This is a genomic window from Achromobacter sp. (assembly GCF_050285585.1).
Taxonomy (GTDB): domain Bacteria; phylum Pseudomonadota; class Gammaproteobacteria; order Burkholderiales; family Burkholderiaceae_B; genus Achromobacter.
Map to the genome: position 1 here is coordinate 14,968 of NZ_JBLZXF010000001.1, position 15,125 is coordinate 30,092.

Annotated in this window: 17 protein-coding genes; 11 read left to right on the forward strand and 6 right to left on the reverse strand. The window is 61.3% G+C overall.

The window, feature by feature from the left end:
* Nucleotides 1-98 precede the first annotated feature (98 nt).
* Nucleotides 99-725: a DUF2239 family protein gene (locus ACN6PJ_RS00095; protein WP_427993857.1), complete on the reverse strand. Its 627-nt coding sequence runs from the start codon at nt 723-725 to the stop codon at nt 99-101.
* A 192-nt stretch (nt 726-917) separates the two neighbouring features.
* Here ACN6PJ_RS00095 and guaB point away from each other — a divergent pair, with 192 nt between their 5' ends.
* The 3 genes from guaB to ACN6PJ_RS00110 all read left to right on the forward strand — a co-directional run bounded on the left by guaB (nt 918) and on the right by ACN6PJ_RS00110 (nt 5,605).
* Nucleotides 918-2,378, forward strand: coding sequence for an IMP dehydrogenase (guaB, locus tag ACN6PJ_RS00100; RefSeq protein ID WP_427993858.1), 1,461 nt, complete (start codon nt 918-920; stop codon nt 2,376-2,378).
* A 117-nt stretch (nt 2,379-2,495) separates the two neighbouring features.
* On the forward strand, nt 2,496-4,088 hold the full coding sequence (gene guaA / locus ACN6PJ_RS00105; protein ID WP_427993859.1) for a glutamine-hydrolyzing GMP synthase: 1,593 nt from the start codon (nt 2,496-2,498) through the stop codon (nt 4,086-4,088).
* Between the two features lie 308 nt (nt 4,089-4,396).
* Nucleotides 4,397-5,605, forward strand: coding sequence for a tyrosine-type recombinase/integrase (locus ACN6PJ_RS00110; protein WP_427993860.1), 1,209 nt, complete (start codon nt 4,397-4,399; stop codon nt 5,603-5,605).
* 398 nt (nt 5,606-6,003) lie between these two features.
* Here the strand turns inward: ACN6PJ_RS00110 and ACN6PJ_RS00115 are convergent, their stop codons facing one another.
* Nucleotides 6,004-7,005, reverse strand: a complete 1,002-nt coding sequence (locus tag ACN6PJ_RS00115; protein WP_427993861.1) for a LuxR family transcriptional regulator — start codon at nt 7,003-7,005, stop codon at nt 6,004-6,006.
* Between the two features lie 85 nt (nt 7,006-7,090).
* Here ACN6PJ_RS00115 and ACN6PJ_RS00120 point away from each other — a divergent pair, with 85 nt between their 5' ends.
* The 8 genes from ACN6PJ_RS00120 (at nt 7,091) to ACN6PJ_RS00155 (ending at nt 13,295) form a co-directional block, all read left to right on the forward strand.
* Nucleotides 7,091-7,315 (forward strand): helix-turn-helix transcriptional regulator, encoded by a 225-nt coding sequence (locus ACN6PJ_RS00120; RefSeq protein WP_009363662.1) that lies wholly within the window; start codon nt 7,091-7,093, stop codon nt 7,313-7,315.
* A 2-nt stretch (nt 7,316-7,317) separates the two neighbouring features.
* A complete protein-coding gene (locus ACN6PJ_RS00125; protein ID WP_427993862.1) occupies nt 7,318-8,196 on the forward strand; it encodes a helicase RepA family protein in 879 nt (292 codons plus the stop codon).
* A gap of 40 nt (nt 8,197-8,236) precedes the next feature.
* A complete protein-coding gene (locus tag ACN6PJ_RS00130) occupies nt 8,237-8,929 on the forward strand; it encodes a hypothetical protein (RefSeq protein ID WP_427993863.1) in 693 nt (230 codons plus the stop codon).
* 1,173 nt (nt 8,930-10,102) lie between these two features.
* On the forward strand, nt 10,103-10,915 hold the full coding sequence (trbJ, locus tag ACN6PJ_RS00135; protein WP_427993864.1) for a P-type conjugative transfer protein TrbJ: 813 nt from the start codon (nt 10,103-10,105) through the stop codon (nt 10,913-10,915).
* A 32-nt stretch (nt 10,916-10,947) separates the two neighbouring features.
* Nucleotides 10,948-11,160, forward strand: a complete 213-nt coding sequence (gene trbK / locus ACN6PJ_RS00140; protein WP_427994452.1) for an entry exclusion lipoprotein TrbK — start codon at nt 10,948-10,950, stop codon at nt 11,158-11,160.
* 18 nt (nt 11,161-11,178) lie between these two features.
* Complete coding sequence (trbL, locus tag ACN6PJ_RS00145) at nt 11,179-12,750, forward strand: P-type conjugative transfer protein TrbL (protein ID WP_427993865.1); 1,572 nt, start codon at nt 11,179-11,181, stop codon at nt 12,748-12,750.
* Nucleotides 12,751-12,815: 65 nt separating this feature from the next.
* The gene (locus ACN6PJ_RS00150) at nt 12,816-13,061 is read left to right on the forward strand and encodes a type I toxin-antitoxin system ptaRNA1 family toxin (protein ID WP_237173136.1); all 246 of its coding nucleotides are present in this window, start codon (nt 12,816-12,818) and stop codon (nt 13,059-13,061) included.
* Nucleotides 13,062-13,073: 12 nt separating this feature from the next.
* Nucleotides 13,074-13,295, forward strand: a complete 222-nt coding sequence (locus tag ACN6PJ_RS00155) for a hypothetical protein (RefSeq protein ID WP_427993866.1) — start codon at nt 13,074-13,076, stop codon at nt 13,293-13,295.
* A 109-nt stretch (nt 13,296-13,404) separates the two neighbouring features.
* Here ACN6PJ_RS00155 and ACN6PJ_RS00160 read toward each other — a convergent pair whose 3' ends face one another.
* From ACN6PJ_RS00160 to ACN6PJ_RS00175, 4 genes are read right to left on the reverse strand one after another with little or no spacing between them, the layout of a single operon-like run.
* Entirely contained in the window at nt 13,405-13,737 is a 333-nt protein-coding gene (locus ACN6PJ_RS00160; protein ID WP_427993867.1) for a hypothetical protein, read from the reverse strand.
* Between the two features lie 29 nt (nt 13,738-13,766).
* A complete protein-coding gene (locus ACN6PJ_RS00165) occupies nt 13,767-14,015 on the reverse strand; it encodes a hypothetical protein (protein ID WP_427993868.1) in 249 nt (82 codons plus the stop codon).
* The gene (locus tag ACN6PJ_RS00170) at nt 14,012-14,869 is read right to left on the reverse strand and encodes a recombinase family protein (RefSeq protein ID WP_427993869.1); all 858 of its coding nucleotides are present in this window, start codon (nt 14,867-14,869) and stop codon (nt 14,012-14,014) included. The genes ACN6PJ_RS00165 and ACN6PJ_RS00170 overlap by 4 nt, the downstream gene beginning before the upstream one ends.
* Nucleotides 14,866-15,117 carry a hypothetical protein gene (locus ACN6PJ_RS00175; RefSeq protein WP_427993870.1) on the reverse strand — a complete coding sequence of 84 codons (252 nt, stop codon included), beginning with the start codon at nt 15,115-15,117 and terminating at the stop codon, nt 14,866-14,868. Before ACN6PJ_RS00175 ends, ACN6PJ_RS00170 begins: the two co-directional genes overlap by 4 nt.
* Between the last annotated feature and the right edge of the window lie 8 nt (nt 15,118-15,125).

The following is a 15,125-nucleotide window of genomic DNA, read 5'->3' on the forward strand; positions in this document are numbered from 1 at the left end:
CGTGTGGAATGCGCGGCCGCGAAAAGCGCGCCCGCCAGCCCTGATTAAAGCGCATATCAGTGCAGTTCGCGCGCCCCCTCCTGGTCCAGGCGCTGCCGTCAGCCCGCCGTTGCGTCGCGGGGCGACGGCCACGCCAGGTTCATGGCGTAGCCGCGCACGTCCCGCGGCCAGTCCGCGATCTGGCGGGCAAAGCGCTCCTGATCGTCCGCATAGAGCGCCCGCGTCGCTTCTTCGAAGCCGGGCAGGTTGCCCGCCATGCTGGACATGAAGCGGTAGGCGGCTTCCTGGCGCTGGCGCAGCCGGTCCCTATCCTCGTTGTCGCGGCGAGCCTGTTCCACCAGCTTGCGCAGCGCCACGGACGCGCCGCCCGGCTGCGCGCCCAGCCAGTCCCAATGGCGGGGCAGCAGCGTTACCTCGCGCGCCACCACGCCCAGCCTGGGCCGGCCGCGGCCGCGCGGCTGCGCCTCGTCGGGGGGCGTTTGGGACTGCGGAGCCGCCAGCGCGGCGCGAGGGCGGTGGCGTTCGGCGACGGCGGCATCGTCGCCGCTCAGGTCCAGGTCCACCTGCTTGCCGGACAGGTCGTCGAAGATCAGGACGGGGGCGTCGCCGCCGGCAGGCAAGGCGCGCTTTACGGCCAGCGCCACCTCGGCGAGAGGGCCCGCTGCAAGAATGCGATGGCCGGCGAAGGCGGTATGCGGATCGGCGGGAGGGATGGATTGCGGCATGATTTAATCCGGGTAAAATTTACCGGCAAATTATGTTCCGGGTAAAATTGCAAGTCAATACACCCGGGTAAAAATATTCAAACCGGGCCGCCAGTCCCGGAAGAAGGGAGAAATATCCCTGTGGACCTAGGGTCAACACCTAGGCAAAACACACAGGCGGCGTATAATCTTGCTTTGCGCCCGGAGTTACCCATGCGTCTCGTACAAAAAGCGCTCACCTTCGACGATGTGTTGTTGGTGCCTGCGTATTCCGAGGTGTTGCCGCGCGACACCTCCCTGGCCACGCGCCTGACTCGCAACATCAGCCTGAATATCCCGCTCGTGTCCGCCGCCATGGACACCGTCACCGAATCGCGTCTGGCCATCGCCATGGCGCAAGAAGGCGGCATCGGGATCATCCACAAGAATCTCTCCGCCGACGCCCAAGCGCGTGAAGTGGCTCGCGTCAAGCGCCACGAATTCGGCATCGTGATCGATCCGGTCACCGTCACCCCCCAGATGAAAGTGCGCGACGCCATTGCGTTGCAGCGCCAGCATGGCATCTCGGGCCTGCCGGTCGTCGAAGGCCGCAAGCTGGTTGGCATCGTGACCAATCGCGATCTGCGCTTCGAGGAAAACCTGGACCAGCCCCTGCGCAACATCATGACGCCGCAGGAACGCCTGGTCACCATGAAGGAAGGCGCCACGCTGGACGAGGCGCAGGCCCTGATGCACAAGCACCGCCTGGAGCGCGTGCTGATCGTGAACGACGGCTTCGAACTGCGCGGCCTGGCCACGGTCAAGGACATCGTCAAGAACACCGAGCACCCGATGGCCAGCAAGGACGCCCAAGGCCAGCTGCGCGTGGGCGCGGCGGTGGGCGTGGGCGCCGGCACCGAGGAACGCGTGGAAAAGCTGGTTGCCGCCGGCGTGGACGTGCTGATCGTCGATACCGCTCACGGCCATTCCAAGGGCGTGCTGGAAGGCGTGCGCTGGGTCAAGCAGAACTACCCCAAGGTTGAAGTCATCGGCGGCAACATCGCCACCGCCGCGGCCGCGCGCGCGTTGGTCGAGTACGGCGCCGACGGCGTCAAGGTCGGCATCGGCCCCGGCTCCATCTGCACCACCCGTATCGTGGCAGGCGTGGGCGTGCCGCAGATCCACGCGATCTCCGAAGTCGCCAAAGCGCTGGAAGGCACGGGCGTTCCGCTGATCGCCGACGGCGGCATCCGCTACTCGGGCGACATCGCCAAGGCCCTGGCCGCCGGCGCGTTCGCCTGCATGATGGGCGGCATGTTCGCCGGCACGGAAGAAGCGCCGGGCGAAGTGGTGCTGTTCCAGGGCCGTTCGTACAAGTCGTACCGCGGCATGGGCAGCCTGGGCGCCATGACGGACGGCTCGGCCGACCGCTACTTCCAGGATCCCTCCAACAACGCCGACAAGCTCGTGCCGGAAGGCATCGAAGGCCGCGTCCCCTACAAGGGCAGCGTGCTCGCCATCATTTACCAACTGGTCGGCGGCATCCGCGCCTCCATGGGCTACTGCGGCGCCGCCACCATCGACGACATGCGCACCAAGGCCGAATTCGTGGAGATCACCTCCGCGGGCGTTCGCGAGTCCCACGTGCACGACGTACAGATCACCAAGGAAGCGCCCAACTACCGCGCCGACTGATCCGTACAGTCAACTACAATGTCATGCATCACGCACCGGCAGAACCGCAAATGAACCAGCGGTTCTGCCGGTGCGGTTTTATTTACTGCGATTTCATTCATTACCGGTAGAGTCTCCATGCACCAGCGCATCCTCATTCTCGACTACGGTTCGCAAGTCACCCAACTGATCGCCCGCCGCGTCCGCGAAGCCGGCGTGTATTCCGAAGTGCACCCGGGCGACGTCGACGACGCCTTCGTGCGCGAACAGATGGCGCAAGGCCTGAAGGGCATCATCCTGTCGGGCAGCCATGCCTCGGCCTACGAAGAAGGCTCCATGCGCGTCCCGCACGCCGTGTTCGAGCTGGGCGTGCCCGTGCTGGGCATCTGCTATGGCATGCAGTCCATGGCGCAGCAGCTGGGCGGCGTGGTCAGCTTCTCCGACCACCGCGAATTCGGCTATGCCGAGGTCCGCGCGCACGGCCACACCAAGCTGCTGGACGGCCTGGCCGACTTCACCACGGACGAAGGCCACGGCATGCTCAAGGTCTGGATGAGCCACGGCGACAAGGTCACCGAGCTGCCTCCCGGCTTCAAGCTCATGGCCTCCACGCCGTCCTGCCCGATCGCCGGCATGGCCGACGAAGACCGCAAGTTCTACGCCGTGCAGTTCCACCCCGAAGTCACGCACACCGTTCAGGGCAAGGCCATGCTGGCCCGTTTCGTGAACGAGATCTGCGGCTGCGAGGGCGACTGGAACATGCCCGACTACGTGGCCGAGGCCGTCACGCGCATCCGCGAGCAGGTCGGCGACGACGAAGTCATCCTGGGCCTGTCGGGCGGCGTGGACTCCTCCGTCGCCGCGGCCCTGATCCACAAGGCCATCGGCGACCAGCTCACCTGCGTGTTCGTCGACCACGGCCTGCTGCGCCTGGACGAAGGCAAGCAGGTCATGCAGACCTTCGCCGAAAACATGGGCGTGAAGATCATCCACATCGACGCCACCCAGCAGTTCATGGGCAAGCTCGCCGGCGTGGCCGATCCCGAAGCCAAGCGCAAGATCATCGGCCGCGAATTCGTCGAAGTGTTCCAGGAACAGGCCGGCAAGCAGAAGAGCGCCAAGTGGCTGGCCCAGGGCACCATCTACCCCGACGTCATCGAATCGGCCGGCGCCAAGACCGGCAAGGCCACCTCCATCAAGTCGCACCACAACGTGGGCGGCCTGCCCGACACGCTGAACCTGCAATTGCTGGAGCCGCTGCGCGAACTGTTCAAGGACGAAGTCCGCGAGCTCGGCGTAGCCCTGGGCCTGCCGCCGCAGATGGTCTACCGCCACCCGTTCCCCGGCCCCGGCCTGGGCGTGCGCATCCTGGGCGAAGTCAAGCACGAATACGCCGAACTGCTGCGCCGCGCCGACGCGATCTTCATCGAAGAACTGCGCAACACCAAGGACGAGGCCAGCGGCCTGACCTGGTACGAGCTGACCTCGCAAGCCTTCGCCGTATTCCTGCCCGTGAAGTCGGTGGGCGTGATGGGCGACGGCCGCACCTACGAATACGTCGTGGCCCTGCGCGCCGTGCAGACCTTCGACTTCATGACCGCGGATTGGGCGCCGCTGCCGCATCCGCTGCTGGCCCGGGTGTCTTCGCGCATCATCAATGAAGTGCGTGGCATCAATCGCGTCGTGTACGACGTGTCGAGCAAGCCGCCTGCGACGATCGAGTGGGAATGATCCCACGTCCGGCATAGACCGGCACCAAATAGCACGAAAGCACCTCTAAGCCCGCGTAACTACGGGCTTTTTCTATTCTGGGTCCGGTACTGTCTGGCAAATTTTCGCATCGCCAAGCACGGCGTTTGTATGGCATGGTAGGTGGTACTATCTGAACCTGATGCCATGTTTGGTGCTCGATACCATGTTGCCTCCGACAGGACTGGCATGGTATTGAATTTAGATAACGCGTTGATCTATAAGGAAATTTAAGGTGAAATGCGAGCGTTTCTGAGCATGGTATTTTCACCTGGAGAATCGCACACACCATGCTGACTGATACCAAGCTGCGCAACCTCAAGCCGAAGGACAAACTCTACAAAGTGAATGACCGTGACGGCCTCTATGTGGCCGTCACCTCTGCGGGTTCAATCTCGTTCCGCTACAACTACTCAATCCACGGCAGGCAAGAGACCATCACCTTCGGTCGCTACGGTGTCGGCGGCATTACCCTCGCGGAAGCGCGCGAGCGGTTGGGTGAGGCCAAGAAGATGATCGCCGCTGGGAAGTCGCCGGCCAAGGAGAAGGCGCGAGAAAAGGCCCGTGTCAAGGACGCTGAAACGTTCGGGGCCTGGGCAGAAAAGTGGCTGCGGGGCTACCAGATGGCGGACTCCACCCGCGATATGCGCCGTTCGGTCTTCGAGCGTGAGTTGAAGCCGAAATTCGGCAATCAGAAGCTGATCGAGATCACCCACGAGGACTTGAGGGCACTGACCGATGCCATTGTCGAGCGAGGTGCACCAGCAACCGCGGTGCATTCCCGTGAGATCGTGTTGCAGGTCTATCGTTGGGCCATTGAGCGTGGCCAGAAGGTAGAGAACCCGGCAGAACTGGTTCGACCGACGACCATCGCCAAATTTGAGCCGCGTGACCGTGCGCTGACACCTGATGAAATCGGCTTGATGTACCAGTACATAGAGCGGATCGGCACGACACCATCCATCCGGGCAGCCGCCAAGCTGTTGCTTCTAACGATGGTGCGCAAAAGCGAGTTGACCAACGCGACCTGGAGCGAGATCAATTTCAGCGAGGCGCTTTGGACAATCCCGAAGGAGCGGATGAAGCGACGCAATCCGCACTTGGTTTTCCTGTCACGGCAGGCGCTGGACATCTTCATTGCCCTCAAGACTTTCGCCGGCGGATCGGACTATGTGCTTCCGTCGCGATATGACTCGGACCTACCCATGAGCAGCGCCACACTTAACCAAGTGCTGACGTTGACATACCGGCTGGCGCAGAAGGAGGGGAAATCGCTAGCCAAGTTTGGGCCGCATGACTTGCGTCGTACGGCCAGCACGCTGCTGCATGAGGCCGGCTACAACACGGACTGGATCGAAAAGTGCCTGGCGCACGAGCAGAGAGGCGTCAGGGCCGTCTACAACAAAGCCGAATACCGCGAGCAGCGGACGGCGATGCTACAGGATTGGGCGGACATGATTGACGAATGGACGCTCAGGAAGCTAGGTCGGAACGAATGAGAGCCTGGAGCACTTTCCTGCCTCATGCGATTTTAGCCGCTAAAAAACGGCATGGCCTTCGGCGGACAGCCTCGGCATGACGGCCAAGTTCCACCCGCCTCGCAGAGCAGGATTCCCGTTGAGCACCGCCAGGTGCGAATAAGGGACAGTGAAGGGAGATTACCGGCTGGCCGGTTAGCTAACTTCACCTATCCTGCCCGGCTGACGCCGTTGGATACACCAAGGAAAATCCACATCGATCCCTGTGTAAAGCTCTGCAATTGGCTCTGCGTACGGCGCGCATTGACGATCCTTGTGTTTTCATTGGATTTCACCGGATTTCCCTCGAATTTTCCGTGAGAAATACAGAGATTTCCTGCGCTTTCACCAATGCGAACCCAAGGGCTACCGAGCGGTGTTCACCGCCCAGAGCGCGTCGGCTGTTTCAGGTGAAAGCTATTGGGGATAGAAGCGATTGCCTTGGACACTGCTTGGCGCGTCAGTGACCGTTGGCCCTTGCCTAGAAGCTGTTCTGCGATTTCCGACTGATTGAGGCCCGAACGCCGGAGCATCAGTATTCTCTTCTTGGTGTCTGACAGCTTGGAGTCCACCATCAGCCGCGCCAGGTTGCGCAGCTCAGCTATGTCGGCAGGCTGTAAGGTCTGACCTAGCATGTAGTGAAAAAAGTAGTCGTCAACCAGCGGGTCACCGGATGCTGCCGCATGGGGCGTGGACCGCTTTGCGCATTGCCGGTTAAGCCTGGCCAATTCGAGATCGAACTGCGCCACTGATCGCTTCGCTTGCCGGTAGGCTGGGTTCCAAGCGCCAGTCGGCAATCTGGGTCGATGATCCAGGCAGTATTGGCTGCTCAGCCGAAGCTCTTCCTCTAGATCGTTGGCCTTCGGAGTGTCGCTCCCGTCAGCGTACAAAGTGAGCTCGGTAAGTGATCCGCAGAACCGGCAAAAACCCTGGCGACGCTCGCCATTCAGACGTGTGGTGCGCACTCGGGACTTTGCTGGCCGTTTGCATGCGCAGTCCTCCACCAGCTCAATCAGCGTTTCCAGCGTCGCCACAAACTGCTGATCCCTAGCGGATTGTCTGTCCGCAGTTTTGACGAACTGGCGCAGCAACTGCCGCTGTACACGAACCATCGCGTCAAGCCCCACCAACCGAATGATTCCGCTGAGGCTCACCCCTGTTCCTGCGCCAGGGACGTGACTCAAGTAGCGTTGTGGCAGCGTCGTCGTGTACGCGGCCACGGCGGGATCGATCAGCTCCTGTATCAGCCGAACGATGGGATAGCGCTTCGAATACTTGGAGTACGGGTGCCAGCGATCCTGAAGCTGGCCGATGGCTTCCGAGACAGTGGGATCGCATCCGTCCCAAATTGTTATGGTCGACTTATTTTTCATGTCAACCATTTTAGCCAATCATTAGGTCGATGCAATCCCGCATTGCGAGGCATGATCAGGCACATATTCGAAAGTGCCTGATGGAGGTCAATGCATGCAAGCAACGACAAACAGAACGCTCATCAATAAGAAAAAGCTACTCGCCATGATCCCGCTGTGCGAGCGCACGATTTACAACTTGGAGCAGCGGGGAGAATTCCCGCGCCGCATTGCGCTAACCAGCCGAAATGTCGTGTGGGACTTGGCTGACGTTGAGGAGTGGATCGAGGCCCGCAAGTTGTCGGGTATCCAAGCTCGCCGCCCTGGATTGGGGGCTTAATCGTGGCCATTGATTTAAGGGCCGCGTTCGACAACGAGCCACCTTTACTGGACTTTGTATGGCCAGGTTTTCTCGCGGGAACCGTGGGAGCGCTAGTAGCCCCAGGAGCTACGGGCAAGAGCTTCTGGGCTTTGGAAGCTGCAATGTCCATCGCGTGCGCCGTCGCCGGTGGGGATCTGGTAGGGATCGCCCCTGAGCGCGCTGGACGCGTGGTCTATTTCGCAGGGGAAGACCCGGAAGTCGCGTTGGTACGGCGAATTCATGCGATAGGCCTGCACCTGAATCAGCAGGCACGCGAAGCTATCGCGCAGAACCTCACCCTTGAGCCAATCATGGGCAAGCGCCTGAACGTGATGGACGATCGGCACCTTGCCCGTGTCATTGAATTTTGCGCGGGTGCTCGGTTGATCGTACTGGATACCCTGAGCCGAATTCACGACAAGGACGAGAACAGCAACGGTGACATGGCGAGGCTTGTCGCCACGCTTGAGCACGTCGCGGCCAGCACCGGCGCATCGGTTCTGTACTTACACCATGTGAGCAAGGGCAGCGCCCGCGAAGGGCAAACCGATCAGCAGCAGGCTGCGCGAGGCGCATCCGCTCTAATCGACAATGCCCGCTGGTGTGGCTTCGTTGCCAAGATGAGTGAAGACGAGGCGAAGCGTTTGAGCGACCGCGACTATGACCGACGCCCCATCGGCAACGACCGGCGCAGTTTCTTTGTCCGATTTGGTGTCAACAAGCAGAACTACGACGCAACTGCCCTGGACCGATGGTATCAACGCCAGGATGGCGGCGTGCTTGTGCCGGTGGAGCTACTGGAGGCGAAGAAAGAGAAGGGCCTACATGTCGTCAGTGGGAGTGACGATGAGCGGTGGTAATGCCGTGACCCCTACCAGTACGAGCGCGCAGGCACGGGTGATGCTCTATCAACCCAGCCTACGCCCGCACATGCGCGAAGGCGACTGGATGGAAACCTCTTTCGGCCGCTGCCGCGTGACCGGCAGGCTAGGCCAGCGGCACGCCGATATCGTAGAAGCGATTTTGTATTGTGCCGAACGTCGGCGCGATGTCTCTGATGGTGGTGTTGAGCTTCTCGTAGACCCGGCTCGGGTGCGAAAAACGCTTTCCGACGACCAGTACAGCTTTTCACAGATGGAGAAGCTTCTGGCCGAACTGCGTGCCGCGACAATCACTATTGAGATGCCTAAGTTCGATTTCCCAATAATCGGCGGATTAATCGACCACGTTATTCCTTCGCCTATGACCCGTCCCAATCCGTTGACGGGAGGAGAGCGGAACTTGTGGCGGGTGCGGCTGGGCGTTGCACTGGTGAGGTTGCTTGAGAACGACTTGCGTCTGTACTACGACCCAGCCCCCATTGCTCGTCTAATTCATGGCATAAGCCAAGCCGTTGCGCGACATATCCTCAGTCATAAGACTGAACCAGTAGGTGGTTGGTATCTCGACACCGTAATAGTGGCCGTCAGCGGAAAAGGGGGAAATATGCGAAAAGCACGGCACAGGCTGAAAGAGGACGCGCCCGGATTGCGGGCTATTGGGTTGCTTCTCGACGGTAGCCGGATCAGGAAAAAAGGTGCTGGCGGCGCCTAAAACGTTCCACAGCCGCCCGATGGCGTTCCACAGCCGCCCGATGGCGTTCCGCACGCGCCCGGAACGTTCCGCACCCGCCCGGAAGTAGCAGGATATTCAGGATATTCAGCTCCTGCGCGGCGCAGCCCGCGCTTTAGGCGCGACCTGGCCTTGCCAGTCGGCCGTGGGCCGACGGTTGAACACCAAGGAGAGTGCAGGTGGTCGTCAGACCGCCTACAACGACCGCTATAGCCGGCTAGGCCTTCCCCTGACCCTGGGGCGCCGAATCGCTCTTAAAACGCCGCTAAGGCCGCTTCAGGCCCTCTGGGGCCACTCCGCCGCAGCCGCTCCTCCATTCCTGGCGTCCAACTAGGCCGCAGGCCGATACTTGCTTTTGCAATCGCCAGAGAAAGAATGCAGGCGAATTGGGGCAACAGCCCTTTAGTCGGTAAGAATAATATTCTTATTATCACAGCATAGCCCTTTCTGCCAAACGTCTGCAGCTTCGTGAACATGAGCGCGGTTCGACCAGTGTGGAACCGCTCGCGGCCGCGATCAGAATTTCAGCGGCTAAATTTGCCGCCCCTCAAGTGTCAAAGAACGCAATACAAACCAGGAACATGTGACCGATAAAACCCGGGAAACCGGGCGCTCTGCGTTCGGGTCTGATCGTTCTTTGACAGATGCGGCGGCCCCGCTGCGCGGTCGCCGCTCGCGACAGTCAAATGTTTGCCATTTCCTGTATTTGCCTGTTTTTAATCGGTACAACGTTGGTAAATGGCGGTCTATCGCTACGAAAACGCGGCCTTTCGCTGTATTCGGTCGATTGCGGTCATTTCCATGCAATACACCGCCTTATACAGAAGGGACTGCATGATTTTCCTCAGAGTTTGCAGGTGCGTGAGCGGGGCAGGATAGGTGAAGTGGGCCCACCCGCGAGCGGGTGTTCCTTCTTCACTGTCCCTTATTCGCACCTGGCGGTGCTCAACGGGAATCCTGCTCTGCGAGGCTAGCGGGCTACCGCCGGCTAACCAAGTTGAGCGATGGAACGAGACGAGACAGACACGACCCGCTTGCCCAACAGGTGATTTTTGTGATGTCAACCGTTTTGTACAATCATTAGGTCGATCATATTCCGCATTGCAAGGCATGATCAGGCACACATTCGAAACGTGACTGATGGAGGTAGATGCAATGCAAGCAAAGACGTACGGCGCCCTAATCAACAATCGAAAGCTGACCGCGAAGCCGAAAAATTTAGCGGCTAAAATCGCTCTTTCCATCGCCGCGACCTTTGGCGTCGCCACAATGCCAGCGCAAGCGGGCATTCCGGTCATCGACGGCACCAACCTGACGCAAACCACTGTCACCGCGATTCAGCAGGTCGCGCAGGTCCAGAAGCAAATCGAGCAATACCGGACGCAGTTGCAGCAGTACGAAAACATGCTGCAAAACACGATGGCCCCGGCCGCCTACATTTGGGATCAGGCGCAGTCCACCATCAACGGGCTGGTGCAGTCCATTGACACCCTGAACAACCTCACCAATCAGGCCGGTAGCCTGGATGCCTACCTGGGCAAGTTCCAGGACGTTTCCTATTACAAGTCGTCGCCGTGCTTCACCTCGGCCGGCTGCTCTGACACCGAACGCGCAACGTTGGAGAAAACGCGCGCCCTGGCATCGCAGTCGCAAAAGGCGGCGAACGATGCGCTGTTCAAGGGCATCAAGGATCAACAGGAAAACCTCAAGTCGGACGCGCGCCAGCTCGAACGGCTGCAATCGAAGGCGCAGGGCGCACAAGGGCAGATGGAAGCCCTCGGCTACGCCAACCAGCTCGCCAGCCAGCAGGCTAACCAGCTCCTGCAAATCCGGGGGCTGTTGATTGCGCAACAAAACGCGATAGCGGCGCAATCAGCCGCCGAGTTGGATGAGAAAGCGCGCGGCCAAGCTCGGGCTACACAGTTGCGTACCTGGCAATACAAGGCCAGCTCGGCCGACGACTTCTAAGAGGGGCGTATATGCGGATTTTCCCTTTGATTGTGGTGGTCACTGTCGCGGCCGGCCTTGCCGGCTGCGACGATGTACCGGAGCCGACCGCAGCTACGTGCGCCCCTGACCTGCTCGAAAAATCGCTGTCGGAGATTCATAGCGAGACGAAGCGCCAAGCCTTCATGGATGGCTGCAAGTCGTTCCAGAAAGCGAAGGCAATGCGGCAGTGGCAATACAAGCCCAGCCCGGCCGACGACTTCTAATCCCGAGAGGGCAAGAACATGAAAATCACCTACTGGAAAGGGGCGGCAATCGTTGCAGTGTTGACGCTCTTGCTAGTCGAGCCAGTGCTAGCCCAAAGCACCGGCGGTCAACTGAGTAGTGGCGGCATCATGAACGATGTGCTGCGCCGATTCAATGAAGCTGCGAGCACCTGGGGAACGATCATCGAGGCCGCCGCCTCGCGGCTATTTTGGGCGCTCACGACCATTAGCATGGTTTGGACCTTCGGCATGATGGTGGTCCGCAAAGCGGATATTGGTGAGTTCTTCGCCGAGCTTTCGCGCTTCATCATCGTCACAGGCTTTTTCTGGTGGCTGCTGACAAACGCCGTCACCGGCATGAACATTGCCGGCACGATCATTACCTCAATGCAGAAGCTGGGCGCAGAGGCGGGCGGCCTTAGCACGTCCAATCTTGGACCTTCGAGCATCGTCGATCTTGGGTTCGATCTCTATAACCGAACAATCCAGGCCACCTCGGAATTGAGCTGGCGCGAAATGGGCACGGCAATAGTTATGGAGCTACAAGCTCTGGCTGTTCTGTTGGTCCTGGCGCTTGTGTCGATCAACATGCTTCTGACGCTCGCATCGGCCTGGATCGTGCTTTACTCCGGCGTTATTGTCCTGGGGTTCGGTGGCTCCCGGTGGACAACGGATATAGCCATCAACTACTACAAGACGATCCTCGGAATTGCCTTGCAGCTCTTGGCGATGGTTCTCATCGTCTCCATCGGCAAATCGTTCCTGACACACTATTTCGCCCAGCTAAGCAACAACCTGGCTACCCAGGAACTCGCCGTCATGCTGGTTGTTGCCATCATTTTGCTTGTCCTGGTCAACAAGGTGCCACCCCTCATCGCCGGCATCATCACCGGCGCAAGTGCAGGCGGCGGTGGAATCGGAAGTTTCGGCGCGGGAACCCTGTTCGGCGCTGGCATGACGGCGGCAGGACTTGCTACTCAAGCGGGCGCGGCCATTGCATCCGGCGGTGCCTCCTTGGCCGCATCTGCCGCCGGTGGCGCTGCGGCCGTAGCAGCGGCCGCGTCGAAGGCCAACGATAACGTCTCTGCGGGGACTGACATTCTGTCGACCATGATGGGCGGCGGTGGTGGTGGCGGTGGCAGCGCCGGTACCAGCAGCAGCGGCGACGCCGGCGGTGGTAGTGGTGGCGTCTCTGGCAGTGGTGAAACGCCGTTGGCAGCGGCAGCAGGCCACAACAGCACCGGCGCACGCGGCGGCAGTTCGGGCGGTGGCTTGGGTGGTGGCCGCTCGTCCGGCGGTATCGGGGCCACTGCGGCCAAGGGCGGCCGGATCGCGGCCGATACCGTCGCTAACCTCGCCAAAGGCATCGGCTCGATGGCATCCACGAAGGCCGGCAGCATGGCCGACGCGGCAAAGAGCCGGATTGCAGAGACGACCGGCGGCAAACTCGCCGCGACGATCAAGGCGACCCATGGAAACAAAAGCGCTGGCACATTCGACGGAAATAACCTGGCCGGCACGAACGACAGCACGGCGGCCGGGGCAAATGACGAGGTGGCCGCGTTCGTGAACCGACCGCAGCCGACCTAAGCGCGCCGGCCGGCGCATCAACGCCGGCCGACACTTCCACTAACCACCTGTGAGAGAGGTGAAAAATGGCAACTCTACATCCTAACGAATTTTCCCAGGCAGTTCAGCACGCGGCAGCGGAATTGAACGCTATCGACTGGCTGGACCAGGACGCCGCGCACGAGCTGGGGCCGCTGGCCGAGGCAACGGCTAACCTGTTCATGGTGCTGTTCTACCAGGCTGAAACGGGCCTCGCGACGCGCGAGGACTTTTCGCAGGCCAGGGCGCAGCTTCAGCATGCCCTGGCCACCCGACACGTTCGCTTTCAATAAATCGGAGGCTTTATGGACTTCTTTCCCCCTCAATCGTTTTCCGACTTCCTGCTTGTCATGGGGGTGTTGTTCCTGGTGTTCGTGCCGGGGTTCTATCTGCTCGGCCAGCTCATTTGGGCGTTAGGTTTCGGCCCCCAGGCATCGGCGATCGCGGACAAGATGGAACGCATACGGCGGACCGTCATGCGGCTGACCGGGCAACGGCTGATCGGAACGGCTGATCGGAACGGCTGATCAGCTCTCAAAACTGCGGGTCCGGCCATTTAGCGGCCGCCAGCGCTGACCCTTCTGCCCCGCGCTACGCGGGGCAGCTTCGTTTAATCGTCGCCTTTAGTGGCTCATGCTAGCCGTTTATGATGAATTGCTCCGCGTCTTCCAGTGACGGAAAGACCTTACCCCCGTCTCGAAACTCCGGGCCATAGCGGTACGCTTTCCAGGCTCCGCAGTCCAATGGATGAGCCTCACCTAAAAACTGGCCGCTATCGGACTGGATGAGGCGGGCCTTGAGCGGCTTTTCACGGACCGCCTTGACCTGGTTGACGAACTTGGTCGCGTTCTTCGCCTGGCGTTCCGTGATCTCCCCGGCCGCGAGCGCCTCTGCCACCGCTCCTAAATCCAGCCCTAGTTTGAGTTCATCCATACGACGCCGATTGGCGGGCTTTCTTGTTTCGCTCATACACACTCCACGTAGCTGCTAAATAGCTGTTACTGATTTCGCCGGCGCGCCAGCTCGGCGCGCGCCCATTCGATGGCCTGGCTCATGTCCTGGCGTAGCGCCTCGATCTCCGCCGGCGTGAGCGGGCGAGGGGAGGCCGCCATTGCCAGTTGCCGGCGAACGATTGCCAGCTCGGCCGGATCGCCGTCCGCCTCGACGGCGGCCAGCACGGCGGCCGCCAGCTCCGGGTCGTTGCGGTAGACCTCGGCCATTGCGTCGTCGTGGTGCCGGTCCTTCATGCCTGTTCCTCCTGGTGTCCATCGTCGGCGGCCGCCAGGGCGTCGGCTTCGCTCAAGGCGTCCTCCTGGAAGGCTCCCATATGTTCCGCCTCGGCCTGGCTGACCTCTGCCCATATCCGTTTGACCTGGGCCGGGCTGTAGCCGGCCAGCTCGGCCGTCCTGGTGATGCTATGACCGGATCGGCGCAAGGCGATGACCTGGGCGCGGCGCTTCGGATCGGCCCGCCGGCCCCGGTACTTGCCCGCATCCTTCGCCAGCTCGATGCCTTGGCGCTGCCGCTCGCGGCGGCCCTCGTAGTCGTCGTGGGCCATCTGTAGGGCCAGTTTCAAAAGCATGTCCTGGACCGATTCCAGCACGATCCTGGCGACGCCCTGCGCCTCGGCCGCCAGCTCGGACAGGTCTACAACGCCAGGGACGGCCAGGCGTGCGCCCTTGGCCCGGATCGCGGCAACCAGGCGCTCGGCTTCGGCCAGCGGCAAGCGGCTGATGCGGTCGATCTTTTCCGCAATGACCACCTCGCCGGGCTGTAGGTCCGCGACCATGCGCAGCAGCTCGGGCCGGTCGGGCCGTGCGCCGGATGCCTTCTCGCGGTAGACGCCGGCGACGTAGTAGCCGGCCGCCCGCGCGCCCTCGATGATGCTTTCCTGGCGTTCCAGGTCCTGCGCGTCGGTGCTGACGCGCAAATAGACCCGGGCGACCTTGAGGGCTGGGGCGTCGTCAAACCTCATCGGCTCGGCCGGCGTCTTGTCGCGGAGCTGGCCGATGGCCTCGGCTTCGGCTTCGGTCAGGCCGCCTGCCTCGCGTGCGATCCCGGCCAGCATCGAACCGACGCGCCGGTCCTTCCTTGTGCTCATGCTGCCTCCTTCACCTGGTCCCACTGGTTGCCGTCCTCGATGCTCACGTCCGCCGGCAGCAAAGCCCTAGCAGCCGCCAGCGCGGCATCCCGGCTATCGTGGCGGCTGCGTTCCTCTGGCACACCATCACGCCAGGCCAAGACAACCCAACTCGTCGGCGGGTATTCAGCGTCGAAAAGGGCCATTTCCACCGCGTCCGCAGCGGATTCAGGTTGTCGGCCGATGCGGCCCTGGGAGATTGAGTTCATGCGTCCGG